This window comes from Chitinophaga sp. 01L420, from assembly GCF_056399985.1.
This window is the reverse complement of the sequence record NZ_JBFTSK010000012.1, coordinates 22,667-37,577: the sequence shown is the minus strand read 5'-3', so window position 1 is coordinate 37,577 and position 14,911 is coordinate 22,667. Positions and strand designations below refer to the sequence as shown.

General features: G+C 45.3%; 9 protein-coding genes. 4 read left to right on the top strand and 5 right to left on the bottom strand.

The features are described 5' to 3' along the window. Nucleotides 1–10: 10 nt before the first annotated feature. Nucleotides 11–1,441 carry a DUF3526 domain-containing protein gene (locus AC1DP6_RS13670; protein ID WP_477055338.1) on the bottom strand — a complete coding sequence of 477 codons (1,431 nt, stop codon included), beginning with the start codon at nucleotides 1,439–1,441 and terminating at the stop codon, nucleotides 11–13. A 3-nt stretch (nucleotides 1,442–1,444) separates the two neighbouring features. Next, complete coding sequence (locus tag AC1DP6_RS13665) at nucleotides 1,445–2,836, bottom strand: DUF3526 domain-containing protein (protein ID WP_477055337.1); 1,392 nt, start codon at nucleotides 2,834–2,836, stop codon at nucleotides 1,445–1,447. Nucleotides 2,837–2,954: 118 nt separating this feature from the next. Here AC1DP6_RS13665 and AC1DP6_RS13660 point away from each other — a divergent pair, with 118 nt between their 5' ends. The 4 genes from AC1DP6_RS13660 to AC1DP6_RS13645 are packed head-to-tail and all read left to right on the top strand — an operon-like array spanning nucleotide 2,955 to nucleotide 10,405. Continuing rightward, entirely contained in the window at nucleotides 2,955–5,159 is a 2,205-nt protein-coding gene (locus tag AC1DP6_RS13660) for a peptidase domain-containing ABC transporter (RefSeq protein ID WP_477055336.1), read from the top strand. Nucleotides 5,160–5,168: 9 nt separating this feature from the next. Further along, nucleotides 5,169–7,745 (top strand): lantibiotic dehydratase, encoded by a 2,577-nt coding sequence (locus AC1DP6_RS13655; protein ID WP_477055335.1) that lies wholly within the window; start codon nucleotides 5,169–5,171, stop codon nucleotides 7,743–7,745. A 4-nt stretch (nucleotides 7,746–7,749) separates the two neighbouring features. Beyond that, a complete protein-coding gene (locus AC1DP6_RS13650; protein WP_477055334.1) occupies nucleotides 7,750–8,592 on the top strand; it encodes a thiopeptide-type bacteriocin biosynthesis protein in 843 nt (280 codons plus the stop codon). Next, on the top strand, nucleotides 8,570–10,405 hold the full coding sequence (locus AC1DP6_RS13645; protein ID WP_477055333.1) for a lanthionine synthetase LanC family protein: 1,836 nt from the start codon (nucleotides 8,570–8,572) through the stop codon (nucleotides 10,403–10,405). Before AC1DP6_RS13650 ends, AC1DP6_RS13645 begins: the two co-directional genes overlap by 23 nt. Nucleotides 10,406–10,458: 53 nt before the next feature. Here the strand turns inward: AC1DP6_RS13645 and AC1DP6_RS13640 are convergent, their stop codons facing one another. The 3 genes from AC1DP6_RS13640 to AC1DP6_RS13630 form a co-directional block, all read right to left on the bottom strand. Then, on the bottom strand, nucleotides 10,459–10,650 hold the full coding sequence (locus AC1DP6_RS13640) for a pinensin family lanthipeptide (RefSeq protein WP_441575754.1): 192 nt from the start codon (nucleotides 10,648–10,650) through the stop codon (nucleotides 10,459–10,461). Nucleotides 10,651–10,766: 116 nt separating this feature from the next. Beyond that, the gene (locus AC1DP6_RS13635; RefSeq protein ID WP_477055332.1) at nucleotides 10,767–12,953 is read right to left on the bottom strand and encodes an outer membrane beta-barrel protein; all 2,187 of its coding nucleotides are present in this window, start codon (nucleotides 12,951–12,953) and stop codon (nucleotides 10,767–10,769) included. Nucleotides 12,954–13,085: 132 nt separating this feature from the next. After that, the gene (locus AC1DP6_RS13630) at nucleotides 13,086–14,909 is read right to left on the bottom strand and encodes a RagB/SusD family nutrient uptake outer membrane protein (RefSeq protein WP_477055331.1); all 1,824 of its coding nucleotides are present in this window, start codon (nucleotides 14,907–14,909) and stop codon (nucleotides 13,086–13,088) included. Nucleotides 14,910–14,911: the final 2 nt, after the last annotated feature.

Here is a 14,911-nt window from a genome sequence, read left to right as displayed (position 1 = left end):
GTATAGATTATTACATGTTATGCTGTGGGCGTATAAAAATGCTGATCAGGAAAATAAGGGCGGTCAGGAAGAGTATAGGCAAGCTCTCTGTTAACACTATCGCGGCCATATGCTCCTTACGCTGAAGCGAAAATTCGGGCAGCTGATCAAGGTCTTTTTCGCGGAGTTTTTTATCATAAAAAAGATAGCTGTTCATGAATTGCAGCCATTGCCACCTGAATGCTTTTACCTGCCCTTCATATTGCTCATACTGTTTTAATCCCGATGCTGCGATATCATTAAATAAGTATTGTGATTGCATGACGGGGTTAAACCAACAGGCATTTCGTTCCATCTGTAAATGATGGGCCACTTCCTGCTGATAATCCCGCGAAATCACATCCATCCGGCGACCCAGCAAATCGTAGTAGGCCATAAATCTCCGGTTACCATAAGCGGTGGTATCTGTCGCTTTTCTTGCTGATAGCAACTCCGGATGATACTGATAAAAACTATCCAGCAGTACAGGAACAGGCAGCTCCCAGGTTTCTTCTTTGCATTCACGCTGCCTGGAGGCCAGTTCAGATCTCAGTGGAACAGGTGCTACCAACGCGGCTATGCTGTTAATAATACCAGGTAAAATAATCGTCACTGTTAACCAGAACGAAAGCAGTATAATTAAGTTTTTCCGGGATGATTTCCGAAGTTTTACGACAAGGTAACAACAGGCAAACCAGAACAACAATAATAATGTGAGGATATATATCCACCATCCCAGATCTGTGAAGCTACCGGCTACATTGCTGCCGGACAACAGGTAACCGGCAAGGCTCAATGCCACCACCAGCAACCATATAGCTATTAACCGGATGGTAAATACGATCCGCACCATCCTTGCAATGCTACCACCCTGCAATACCAACAACTTCAGTGTATGTAATTCTACTTCTTTCGAATAGCAGTTATAAGTCACTGCAATGATCAGTAATGGTAGCAGGTAAATAATAAAATAAGAAAAGTCGAAATTCCCGGCGGCCAACACTTCAGCATTTACAAATTCCGCGTTGGGTGGTGTGAGTAGATCATACTTCGTATTCACAATATCAAAAAAGGGCAGTAAATCACGCTGCCCTATCGACAGTACCGCCAGGCGATGCGGTGGATTAGTAGCAACAGGAGGCCTTCTGAATTCAATGACCTGCGGAACACCTGCCTGATCCGATAATTTTACGCCCGCCACCACTGTTATATCGGCAGTGAAGCGTGCATGCAGCTCACCCAGCCGCTCTTGTTGCTGCTGCACCAATATTTCCAGGGCTTTCAATTGTTTGTTGATCACCTCATAACCGCAGCCTAAACTATATATCCCGGTGAGCAGTACCAACAAAAATAAAGCGATGGCTACCCTGCTCCGTTTAAGCTGACGGATTTCGAACTGGCAAACAGCGGTTAGTAATGACATATGTTAGTGTATGGATAATTTAGCAGTACAAAAAAGGCCGCAGGCCACTATTACTACCCAAAACATCAATGCAGCCAGTAATAACCAACCCCGTGCTGCTGTTACTCCACCGGTATCATCCTGGTATACAAAAGGTCGCATGTCCTTAAAAAAAGTAGGGTCTTCCTTGAAGCCTTCCGGCATTTTTGATGCTACCATCCGGAGATTCAGCGTACGGATAAAATCATTGCGGTAGTGGCGGGCCAGCCGGTAAAATTGGTGATGATGATCATAACTGCTGCCGGACAACAGCATAGACAGGCGCTTAACAGCCAGCAAAGGATTGATGAACGATAATTTGTCCAGCAGGGATTCCTGTTTCTCAAAAGCGGTAGCTACACCGGCATAGTAGTGTTCAAATACACGCTGCTGATAATCTTCGTTGTGTTGCAGTATCAGCCCCTCCAGGTAGGCGGGCAGCTGACTGATCGTATCTACATGATACCTGTCCATCAGCTCCCGGGCAAACTGTTCTCCCCTGCTGTAATAACTGCCATCATTACCCATCCCTTTAAGATATCCCTGTTTCACACTGTCTTCAAATGCGGCCCTGCTCATTACCGGCACCGATCTGTTGACGGCATTCACCATTAGTTTGGGCAACAGTATGCCCGTGAGTATCCAACCAGTCAACACGACCAGCGTGGCAGTAGACGATTGCCGGCTCAGTGAAGAAACTGTGATGGCGAGTAATACCACCAACAGGTAATACAGCTGGTAAATACCTGTTATCAGTAATGGTTGCAAATAATTTCCCTGGAGCCATCCTCCCAGCATCATCAATAACCAGAAGGGCAGCAGGATCAAACTAAACAAACCATAATAAGCAATGGCTTTGGAAAAGAGAATAGTTATCCTGCCGGCACCAGCCAGCAGTAACATTTTCAGGGTACCTCCCTCCTTTTCAGCAGTGATGGCTGCCGCCGTGGTAACACCGATAAACAAAGGAATGATCAGCTGCAGCAAAGTCGAGAGACTTAAACTCCCAAACCGCATCGCTGCGTCACTATCCTGTGCATTGCTGTAGTCCACTTCATGTTGTACATGTGCTTCAATGCGGAAGGTAGTACCACTATAATCATTCAGGCCCGGATCAAAAACCGATGCCGGTGTAATCGGTTTAAACAGGTAAGTACCAAAATGCGCCGCATGGTGCGGATTCCGCTCCTGCTTATTCCATGCTTCCCTGAATGCCTCATTGGCCGCAGCTCTTGTTGATACGCCATGCTGATACTGATAATAGGATAACACCGTAGCTGCTAACAGTAACAGCCAGGTGATACTACTTACAAGCAACCATGTCCTTTCTCTGTAAATACTGCTTAACTCCCGGTTGACAATCGTTCTAACATGCATCAGAAAAGATTCAGAAAAAAAATTAGTAACTATTTGCAACAAAGTTGCACTTTTATACTGATATTAGCAACATCGTTGCAAAAATCAATGAAAAAAAACAGAAGACCCGTTACAACAGATGATAAAACAATTTCTTACCTGGCAAAAATTTCCGTTCTACCGCCAGGCAGACTCCATGGATTGTGGACCCACCTGTCTGAAAATGATAGCTGCTTATCACAAAAGATATCTGCCTATCCAGTACTTCAGACGCATTTGCCGCATTGGTAAACAAGGCACCACACTAGCCGGACTGCAGGAAGCCTGCACTGTAATGAGCATGAAAAGTCTGGCGGTGGAACTGCCGCTATCAACGCTGATAGAAAAAGCGCCGCTCCCCTGCATACTGCACTGGGAAAAAAGTCATTATGTAGTGTTACTAAAAATAAATACAAAAAAAGCACTCATCGCAGACCCTTCCCTGGACCAGCTGATTACTATTCCAGTAACAGATTTTTTATCATCGTGGCAAAAAAACACCACCACCGATGTGGGAAGAGCCTTATTCGTAGCCCCAACACCACAATTCCATCAGGCGGAAGACACGGTTGAAAACAATACTTCTCTATGGAGTTTATTGCCCTATCTGAAAAAACATTCCCGCGCCGTTATTCCCCTGGCACTCAGCATACTGGCTGTTATTGGCTTTTCCCTGGCGCTCCCTATCCTCACGCAACAAATAGTTGATAAAGGGATTAAAGAAAGAAGTGTGCATATACTGGTAGTGATTTGCCTGGCACAACTAATGCTTTTCACCGGCAAAACCGTAATGGACTTTATCAGGGCACGCTGGCTATTCCGTATCGGTGCTATCACCAGCATTGCCTTATTGCATAAATATCTCGACAAACTATTAAAGCTTCCCTTCACTTTCTTTGATAACCGGCAGGCCGGCGACAACATGCAACGTGTTACTGATAATCAAAGAATAGAAGATTTTCTTACAGGCGCTGTTATCAGCTTTGTAATGGCCGTACTCACATTGCTGATCCTTGGAGGCGTATTGCTGTTCTACGATTTCAGGATATTCGGATTGTTCTTTTTAGGTGCTGCCGGTAGCTTTGCCTGGTCTATATCCCTGCAACAAAGAAGGAAGTTGCTGGACCAGAAAAAGTTTAAAGTGCTGGCGGCCAGCCAGCAATTACAACTGGAAATATTTTACGCAATGCAGGAAATAAAGCTGTCCGGCAATGGCGATGACAAAAAACAAAAATGGGAATCACTGCAACGGCAGGCATTTGATTTAAAATCGGAAAGCTTACGATTAGATCAGTTTATGCAGGGCATAGGCGTTTCTATTAATGAAGTGAAGAACATATTCATCAGCTTCACTGCCGCCTGGCTGGTGATCAAAGGAGATATCAGTCTTGGTACCATGCTGGCCATTACCTATATCTGCGGACAATTGAACACACCGGTACTGCAGCTGATCGAATTTATCAGGTCTTCCCAGAATGCCTCCTTCAGCTTAAAGCGAATAGCAGAAATATATGAGGAACCGGAAGAAGACTTTCATCTCCGGGAAGAAAAAATTTCCGGCACTGCGGCAGACATTACACTGCAGCAGCTGCACTTCAGCTATGGCCAGCCAGGTAGTCCGTTGGTGCTGAAAAATATCAATGTGGTCATTCCGGCAGGAAGGGTAACGGCCATTGTAGGCATGAGTGGCAGCGGTAAAAGCACCCTCATTAAAATTCTCCTGAAATTCTATCAACCGGTATCCGGAAAAATTCTGATCGGTCAGCAATCGCTGAACACCATTCACGCCAACCAATGGCGAAAAAAATGCGGCGTAGTAATGCAGGACGGCTATATATTCAGTGACAGCGTGGCCGAAAATATTTATGCCGGAGCCCCCGTTAAAAACGAACAGGCACTGTATGAAGCGGCGGCCATGGCCAACATGCATGACTTCTTTTTATCAATGCCTTTTGGATATGACACCGTGATTGGGAAAGATGGTTACGGCCTCAGTGAGGGGCAACAACAAAGATTGCTGATTGCCAGGATGATATACCGCAATCCTTCTTACCTCTTTATGGATGAAGCCACCAACGCACTGGATGCCAACAATGAAAAAGTAATTGTCAACAACCTGCAGGAATTCTTTGTAGGCAGAACAGTGCTGCTGGTAGCACATCGTCTTAGTACCGTAAAACATGCAGACCAGATCATTGTCATGCACAAAGGAGAAATTGCTGAAACAGGTACGCATGAAGAACTGATCCTGCAAAAAGGGCCTTATTATCATCTTGTAAAAAATCAACTGGAATTAGCTAAATAAGTGATGACTATGAAAGTACACCTCTTTCCATATACATTAGTGCGCTATGCCGGCATCCATACCTCCCTGCTGGAACAATGGCAGCTGCCGGATGCGCATCTTTATCATCTTCACACAGCATCGCAGCAACAGCAGCGGGAAGCCCTCTGCGATAAACTGTATGAACTGGTCATGCTACAAACAGACGATCACCTGCGCCGGAAAATCATTGCGCTGAAAAGGATGATATACAATGATAAGCTACCGGACAATGATTTGCTGGATCTGCTGCTGCCCCTATTCGGAAAAGAAGTAGCCGCTGATATCAACAGCTATATCTCCACAAAAAAAATTCATACACAACAGCTGGTGGAGCAACATAACAGGTATGATGCCTTCCTGTTACAACAACGGCGTCAACTTCATGAACTGCTGGCACAGTCGGGTATTGAAAAGGGCATCATATTATCCTCGCCGGTGTTATTCCGGCAACTGCCGCCTTTCCGGGAGAAAGACCCCGCCCACTATAAAAATGCAGAAAATAAAATCGAATTCAGCCTGTTACGATATCTTACCAGGTCCTGTTACAAAACGTCTCCCTTCAGTACGTTTACCCATACCCGTTTGGGTACTTTCGCTGACCCTGAAACAAATCCTCCCGGCCTGACAACCGGGCGGGTAAAGCTTAACAACAGTATTTTCAGGTACCTGACAGGCATACTGTGCCGGCATCCCGAGCTAAATGAACTCCTGATTGTTTCAAAGAATATGACACTTCAGGAAGAAGATAAAAAGCTTCATTTCCTTGTCAACTACTTAAATGTAGAAGCCTTCCAGTCTATTCCTGCATCAGCTGTCAACACCCTGATTCTTGAGTTGCTGGAACACGGACCACTCCCTTTTCACCGGTTGATCAATACGCTTACCGAAGCAGCATCTCCAATTCCCCGCACTGAAATTAAAGACTACCTGCTAAAGATGATCGCTACCGGGGCGTTGGAAATGAGTACGGGCATTTCCGGTATGGAAGAAAACTGGGCCAGTCAGGTGATCGCTTTTTTTGGTCCCCATTGCACCGCGCATGATCCGGCTCACCGCATCTGCGAAGCGTTGGCATCTCTCGAAAAATATAAAAACAACTTTACTATTGCTAATGCCGGCGAACGGGCCAACATACTAGCCACCGCTGAAAATATAATCAATCCTATATTCAGTGGTTTGCAGCTGGAAGCGGGACTGTCGGTAGAGATAGAACCAGCGGCCGTGGAAGACAACACCAACGGCGGGCTAAGAACGATGCAGTTTGCACCACACTTTTTTAAAGGAAATGAATTATTCTACGAAGATTGCTACAACCCGCAAACAGAAGTGATCTGCAAAGACACGGTGCAACAAATAACTGAAAACGTAGATGCCCTGTTGGAATTAATACAACCACTGGATCAACTCTATGAAGAAAGACAACGGATGCGTCATCACTTTTACTCGCATTACGATGTCAACGAATCGGTGCCGGTAATCCGCTTCTATCAATCCTATTATCAGCAGCTTCGTCAGGAAGACGCGGTCAATAATCCTGATCCTGAAACCAGCGCATGGAAAAACAATTTTGTGCAATCTCTCAATAACCTGTTATACGGACAACCAGCTGTTATCCAGCTGCGCGATGAACATTTCCCTGCCATAGCAACAGTCACCACGCCACAATCCAGGGGAATGTTCGTACAGTTTCATTCATCGGAAAATATTACCTGCGGAGTGGTGAATGCTATACTTCCCGGTATGGGCAAGGTAAATGGCAGGTTTCTGTCCTTGTTTGATAATAAGGTAACAACTGCCTTCCTGGATTACAACCGCACACAGCACCCCGACAAGAAGGTGATGGAACTAAATGATGCGTCCGGATTTAATGCCAATATCCATCCTCCACTGGCCGCCTATGAAATAAAAATGCCTGGCGGAAATAACAGCTATCCACCGGAGCTGCAAATCTCCTTAAACGATTTATATATTACGGCAGAAAATAAGCAGCTATCACTTTACCATTGTGGGCAACAGGTATATGCCTATGATCTGAGCCTGGAAAGTTTTCGTAATCGCTCTCGCCTCTATCAGCTACTTGCACATTTCAACCCGGATATTAGACCCTCCATTACAGCACTGGTAAAAATAATAGATGGGGAATACGAAAAAAAACATCCCCGTCACGATGCGCCGGTATATGTTTGGCCGAGGATCACTTACGGCACACGGGTAGTGTTGAGAAGAAAGACATGGGAAATAGACACCAGGGACTTCCCTGTGATCAGGAATAATGAAAAGGAGCTCGAATATTTCATCCGGCTGCAGCAGTGGCGGGAGCAACACCAGATCGATGCAACCGTATTTCTTTTCCTGCGGCGCCGGGGCAACAACAAAACAAAAGAAAAAGCCGGCGGTCTGGCTGATGACTATAAGCCCCAGTTCATTTCCTTTCAACAGCCTATCCTGCTAACCATGCTAAAGAAATTACTATCCAGGGCAGGCAGCCATATCTGGCTGGAAGAAGCCCTGCCGGTGCCAACCGGACAGGTAAAGGAATATTTATTGCAATGGTATAAACGCTGACCACATGGAAACCTGGGTATCTGCCTACATTTATTATGATGAATGCCTGAATGATTTATTACTTTACTGTATCCATCCTTTTCTTGAAAAGCATAGGGGACTTTTTAACAGCGACACTCCTTACTTCTTTATCCGTTATCCGGAGGGAGGCGATCATATCCGCCTGCGGATACAAACCACGCAGGAAGAAAAAGTACTCGCGCTGTTATCGGCACACATCGATGCATTTAACCGTACAGGTGCGACTGGCGCCCGTATGACGGTAGTAGTATACGTCCCTGAAATAACACGTTACGGAGATATTCATAGTATCAAATGGGCAGAGCAACTTTTCTACCATTCGTCTGCAGCGGTACTGGAATGGTTGGCTACAGCGGCTAATCCATCGGCTATGGCCAGTATACAGGCTATACCATTTCACCTGCAATTACTGCAGGCGGCAGATTTTCCCATTGCACAACAATTGGAAATATGCGATTATTTTATTGATGAATGGTTAAGAATCTTCCATCCCCAGCGTGCAGCACTAACAGATAAAACAGGCTGGCTCTCCACATTTGACAAAGCATTCAGTAGCAGGAAAGAAAAAATCACCACCGCCATACGTGAGGTGTACCTTTCGTATGAAAACGACTGCCCCTCTTTACTCGGGGGAAGCAGGCCTGCCATGCAACAGTACCGCCACAGCGGGCTATCGGAATCTCAGCTCATGGAAGCTATCACCGGCATTATGCATATGACACACAACCGCCTGGGCATAGCAAACAGCGAAGAAGCTTATATCATGTACTGCACCAAAGCGTGCCTTCAATACATTCAACAAAATGATACACACTTTTCTGTATAAAATAAGGGATCAAATCATGACCACCGCCGTGCAGGATGAAAAAGGGCCTTTCTGGGAAACACCTTACTACGACAAGAACAGCGGGCAATTTCTCCGCCGGGAATATCACGAAATATTCAATGGCGGCGCAGGCATTGCATTGTTCTTTCTTGCTTTGTTTGAACTGAATAGAGAAAAAGCAGATCTGGAATGGGCAGAAAAAATAACTACCAGGATCCTGAAAAGTACCTATTGCCGGCGCCCTAAATTTTATTGTTTCTATACCGGCATCTGTGGTATCATTTATTTATGCATAAAACTTTATGAAATCACCGGTAAAGATAAATACCTGGAAACCGCCCTGTCGCTGGCAAAAGAACATCATTCCAACATTATTTATATTCAGGAGATGGACCTGCTGAGCGGCGCTGCCGGCAATACGCTCGTGATGACGTTACTATATCATCATACTGCGGATGCTACCATTTATTCCTATATACAACAGCTACTCAACCGCATCATTGATGACGCGAGGGTAGCCCCCCAGGGCATAAAATGGGATCATAAAAAAATGGCGTACGACAGTCTCACCGGTTTTTCACATGGTGCGGCAGGTATCGCTTATGTGCTGTTGCAGGTAGGTCATTATTTTAACTATGATGGATTAATCCGCCTGGCGAAACTGGGGTTTGACTATGAGATGTTGTATTACGATATGCCTACCCATAACTGGCTTGACCTGCGTATCGGGGCGCACCGGTACAATTTACCCGGTGCCCATACCTGGGACCTGTCCGTTTTCAGGCCAACAATGAAACAGGTAAACTCCTGGGCGCATGGCGCAGTGGGCATTGGTTTATCGCATATCCTGTTTGAAAACATTACAGGTGAAGGCTGTTACCACCACATCATTGAGGCAAGTGTTAAAAGCACTCTGACACACCTGGATGCAGCGCGGGAGGATTATACATTGTGCAGTGGTTATGGAGGAATGGTGACGTTCCTGTTACAGGCAACATCTTTCTATGCAAATCAACAGCCGCTGCACCATGCGCTTCATAAAATTGCTAACGGCGCTTTTAAATTATATGAACGTACCGGTACTTTCAACACTTTTGCGCCAGCCAACAGCAATGATATGGGACTCCTGTCAGGTATGGCCGGCGTGGGTTACATGCTGATCAATATTTTACAGAAAGGAAATGGCCACGACATTTTAAATATTCAACTGCCAGCGCGTAATATTCCGGTAGCACCATCTTATACCTCCGCATCCATAGGTCAAAAGATCTTCGGTAAATATTTCCGGAGAACATTATACCTGTTAAATCAAAACGACATTCCGGTGGAGCATTTGTCGCTGCCCGACTATCAACGGGCATTGGAAAAACTCATCACGGATCCATTCGTCCAACAGGTATACGCATATGAACAACAGCTTTGTCATTTCTGGCAAACGCATAAAGGCTTTCTTTGTTACTATAAGCGGAACGACCATACTGCCAGGCAACCGTCAAATCCGGCCTATGCCGCCGTTTGCAGCATATCGGATCATGTAAGGATAGTGGAATGCGCTTTTCATCCTGTTACACTTGAATGCAAGGAGCCTGTTTTTATATTACAGGAATTGACGCCGGAAGGCATCACCGAAAAAGTAACGAATCGTTTAACAGCCGCTATTTTGAGCCAACTCCAACAGAATATGGCGCCGACTGTTTTAGTAGCTAATATTGCGGGGTTGTTTGATGCCAGTGCCTCCTCGCTGGCGAAAGAAACCGTTTGGCAGCAGTTGCTGCTGCTGGGTGAGGCGGGATTGATTACAGCAAAGCAATAAAAAAAGTGGGATACAACTCTAAAGTTGCATCCCACTTGTAAATACCATGCTGTTTAGCAAATTACAGTTGTGCATTTTGCATGAGGTACATCATCTGTGTCAGTAGGCTGTGTATGTGTTGGGTGTTCCAAACTACCCAGGCCACCTGCAAGGCGTTGCGCCATTTCGCTGTCAATGCTGGTTACAAAACTTTCCAGTTGTAAATCTTCCAGGTTAAGCTTGATGCTGTTTGAATTGTTTCTCATGAAATAAGGTTTTAAAAGTTTGATGCCTACTGTTATCCAGGGTTTCGGCACTCCCTCGTTGCAACGCTATAAAGATATATTATTTGCAACAACGTTGCAAATAAATAAACAAATATTTAGTTACTTTTTTTGGATGCCGCTTTCACATCATCATTGCGGATCGTTTGTTGATTTTTCCTGATGGCCTGAGATAATTTTCCGAAGGTATAGGTAAAGCTGACGCCATAGTTACGATAGTTCAGCTGTTGCACTGACAACTGATCAAATGCTCCGCCAGTCTGCATTGTACGGATGTACCGGTATTTACTGTACGGATTGCTGACAGAAAAAGTCACTGTTGCCTTCTTTTTAAATAGTTCTTTATTAAGCCTGGTTGTATGTACTACGTTGCCATTGGTTTTTCCCTGTAAACTAACAGAGGGAGTAATAGCATAGAGCGTGGTAGTCAGCCGCCACGAGTCCGCTATTTTATACTGAAGATTTAAAAATCCGGATACGGTAAAACCACTATTGCGGTAGTTATTTTCACCATCGCTGCCTTTAAGCCATACATAACCCGCATCCCCATTCACTATTATTTTGAGCTGAGTAGTGAGTGGATAGCTAAAGCCTGCATTCAAATGAAGGTCCCTGTTATTCCCTATATTTTTATAGGTAGTAATGGCGTTACTATCGGTGAAATTCATCAGCTTCTCAATTGTATTATTGGCAAAAAGAAAGCTGCCGATCAAATGGTAACTCACTTTTTTACCTGCCAGGAAGGTGAGCTCTGCACTATTTTGCATTACCGGGCGAAGCGCCGGGTTTCCTGTATTAAACTGGTTGGGATTGCGCTTATCTATAAATGGATTCAGTTGTTCAATACCTGGCCGTTCTGATCGCCGGGTAAATCCGAACGACAGGCTGCTGTTAGGAAAATCATGCTGCAGGGAAAGCACTGGTATCAGGTTATAATAAGTGGTTGCGCTATTTTTCCCGGTACCATACCATACATCCATGGCCGTGTACTCCAGCCGTGCTCCGACTTTCACCGCCAATACAGGTGTATTCAGCTGGTAGGAATGATAGAGACTATACACCTGCTGTTTGTATAGGAAGCCTGGTGTGCCGGCCGTTTGTTCATCCAACAGGTATTTGCTGTTCCCATCTCTCCAGATCCCTTTTATACCACTTTCTATCTGGATGGATGACAATGGCAACACATAGTCGGCCTGCAACGTATGCTCATCCAGGTGATTGTTATTTTGCTGCCCGAAGTCTGTTAAACTTTCACCTGTTACCTGTTCGTAAAATACGCTATTGGCAAGTTGCTGCGGGCTATGATGAAAGCGGTATCCCAGCGAAAATACTTCCTTGCTGTTACGCCTGGCTGCTTTATCATATCCAACTGAAATATCCAGGCTATTATCGTATAAATGATGATCATTGGTATACTGATAGGAAGTGGCAGAAGTTGCTGTATGCTGACTGGTGAGATAATAGTCCCTGCTTTTATAGACAGATACGGCGGCGGTAAGCAGTTGCAGGGAATCTATTTCGTAGCTGGCTTCGAGTGAGGCGCCTCCGAAAATACTGTGATAGGCAGTAGTACCTTCCTGGCGCAGCACTGCCGTGGTACTTTGCTGATACAGGCTGGTGGTATTCGTTCTTTTAAGGTCTTCATATAAATACCCGGTGCTGTTGATTCCCCACTTTCCTTTTTTCGCCTGGAAGGTATAGTTCTGGCCAACACCACTCACTCTATTGAAGCCCACTCCCGCAGATGCATGATATCCATCGTTCCGTTGTTTTACGGTTACAATATTGATGATGCCGGTAAATCCTTCTCCGTCGTATTTAGCGGGCGGCGTAGTAATGACTTCTATATTGGCAATATTTACCGCCGGCATGGCTTTCAGTGCCTCTTTGGGGTTGCTGGCTGTAATAGCAGATGGTTTGCCGTTAATAAATACTTTGAAGTTACCCTGTCCTTTCAGCTTAATATTATTCTCTCCGTCTACTGTGATCAGGGGCACCTTCGCCAATATATCCAATACCGACTGGCTGCGGTGATCAGGATCTGATTGTACATCATAGATAAGCCGGTCCAGCTCCTTTTTCACCAGTGGCGTACTGGCGTGTATATCGATGGTACGGAGCTGCGAATACGGCCGTACCACTGTTTGCTGGCTATCCGGAACATTTTTTTTGATGGAGCTGTCTTCCGGCGCTACCTGTGCATGCAACTGCATAGGTAGCGCAAGTAGCCATATGGCGGTCAGTAAGATGGAAAATAACTTAACAGGGCAGTATAGATTTATCATGATGCTTTGCTAAAGAAAGCAAATATATTAATTTGCAACTATGTTGCAAATTAATATATTCACCATAAAGCCGGCTCACAAAGAGGGAGCCGGCTGTTATTAAATCTTCTTAAACATCTTTTGAAATCTCCGTTAATACCCTGGAAACTGTACCAGCTTTTTATTCCTGTCAATTTCACTCTGAGGCACCGGATAAAAATAAAATTTATTATTCCATTCGGCCCTGGTGAAGGCCACAATCCTTTTATAAAATTCAGGATCAGACAGGGAACTTCCTTTTTCAATATTCATACCGTGGAATTGTCCGCCCTGATGTTGTTCCGGTGTATTCGCCACTTTCCAGCGGCGAACATCCCAGTAGCGATGTCCTTCAAACATCAGTTCTATCTGGCGTTCCAGGTGAATCTGTTTACGCATCTCTGCCTGATCAGCCCCTGCAACCACATCGGCAAGTCCTCCCCTGTTACGGATTTTGTTGAGGTATTTTAAAATATCAGGATTTCCCGGATCATATTCATTCAATGCTTCTGCGTAGTTCAGGTAAATTTCACCGAGACGAATCATCATCGCCGGGCGGGAAAAACTTCTGCCGCTTCTGTAATCAGTATTGGGGTGAATATTTTTACGGGCCGTATATCCTGTTGTAGGCCAGTCTCTGGGAGCACCGTTCTTGCCGGAATTACCGGTAAAGAAAAACTCTACTCTTGTCTGGCCATTTTCCGGCACCACCGGAATAACAGACCCATTAAAGGTCACATCTACATAAAACCTGGGTTCCCTTCCGTTATACATATTGGAAGTACCACTTACATAGTAAGGAGTGGCAGTAGCAGTAAATCCATTTTCCGTGTAGCCGCTACTGTTATCTGTAATCGCCTTACCGCTGGCAGTACGGAATATATCCACCATCTCCTGGGTAACAGCGATACCGTTCCAGCCGGCGCCATTAGAGCATCTGGGTGAACAATGCCGCTCCCAGTTGCCCACATGATCGGAGCTGGTACGGATCCAGATGGCTTCCTTCTGCCAGCCATCAAAGAATAAATTCCGGCAGGAAAGAAAAGCAGCGCGGAACGGATCGGCATCAGCAACCGTATATAATTCCCATCTGTTGAGATCTATTACTGCCTTAGCAGCATCTGCCGCCTTCTTCCACTTTTCCTTGTCAAAGGAAGGATTAAACAAGGCAGCACCATCCATGTTTTTAAAGTTGCTCATCTCACTATTGCCATTGAATAAGGGGCTGGCACTATATAACAGTATCTGCGATTTCACTGCCAGGATAATAGGCTTGGTGATACGGCCTGTTTGCGTTACATCAGGCTGTGTGGGATCAACAGGGTTCATATGCTGTACCGGCACATCCGGCATCGCCTTATCCATTTCTGATAATACATAGGCTACACATTCATCCCATGGACTTCTCGGTATCTGGAAATCATCTTCCGGCAGCTTTGGCTCTTCACCCATCAATACCACCGGTCCGTATTGCCGCATCAGCAACCAATAGTAGTAAGCCCTTAAAAAGCGCGCCTCTGCTTTATACTGTTTCAGTAATTGTTCACCACCCGGTTGCGCCAGGATTTCCTTATTCTGATCTGCATTTTTTAAGAAGATAGCCGCCTGCCGGATCGTTTGGTAATAACCATTCCAATAGGAAGGACTGGCATTATCTGCAGTGATAGCGCCGGAGTTAATACCGGGTTGCACCCAGGCATAGTCCACTTCATCACACTGGCCTGTCCAGGGAACGCTGTAAGGCTGGTTCCACATATCCGGCATAGGGTTGTAGATACGAGCCAGCCATTGTTCGGTCATGGCTCTATTGGTAAATACATCTTTCAGTGTGGTGATATTATCCGGTACTGTATTGAGAAATCCTTTCTTACAACCAGCCGCCAACAATACCGGCAACAGTATCAAAAGGATATTTTTTTTGAAGAAATGACGCATCATAG

Bases quoted from the DNA above. Each gene is read 5' to 3' on its own strand.
- AC1DP6_RS13670 (WP_477055338.1), bottom strand. From the start codon at position 1,441: ATGTCATTACTAACCGCTGTTTGCCAGTTCGAAATCCGTCAGCTTAAA.
- AC1DP6_RS13665 (WP_477055337.1), bottom strand. From the start codon at position 2,836: ATGCATGTTAGAACGATTGTCAACCGGGAGTTAAGCAGTATTTACAGA.
- AC1DP6_RS13660 (WP_477055336.1), top strand. From the start codon at position 2,955: ATGATAAAACAATTTCTTACCTGGCAAAAATTTCCGTTCTACCGCCAG.
- AC1DP6_RS13655 (WP_477055335.1), top strand. From the start codon at position 5,169: ATGAAAGTACACCTCTTTCCATATACATTAGTGCGCTATGCCGGCATC.
- AC1DP6_RS13650 (WP_477055334.1), top strand. From the start codon at position 7,750: ATGGAAACCTGGGTATCTGCCTACATTTATTATGATGAATGCCTGAAT.
- AC1DP6_RS13645 (WP_477055333.1), top strand. From the start codon at position 8,570: ATGATACACACTTTTCTGTATAAAATAAGGGATCAAATCATGACCACC.
- AC1DP6_RS13640 (WP_441575754.1), bottom strand. From the start codon at position 10,650: ATGAGAAACAATTCAAACAGCATCAAGCTTAACCTGGAAGATTTACAA.
- AC1DP6_RS13635 (WP_477055332.1), bottom strand. From the start codon at position 12,953: ATGATAAATCTATACTGCCCTGTTAAGTTATTTTCCATCTTACTGACC.
- AC1DP6_RS13630 (WP_477055331.1), bottom strand. From the start codon at position 14,909: ATGATGCGTCATTTCTTCAAAAAAAATATCCTTTTGATACTGTTGCCG.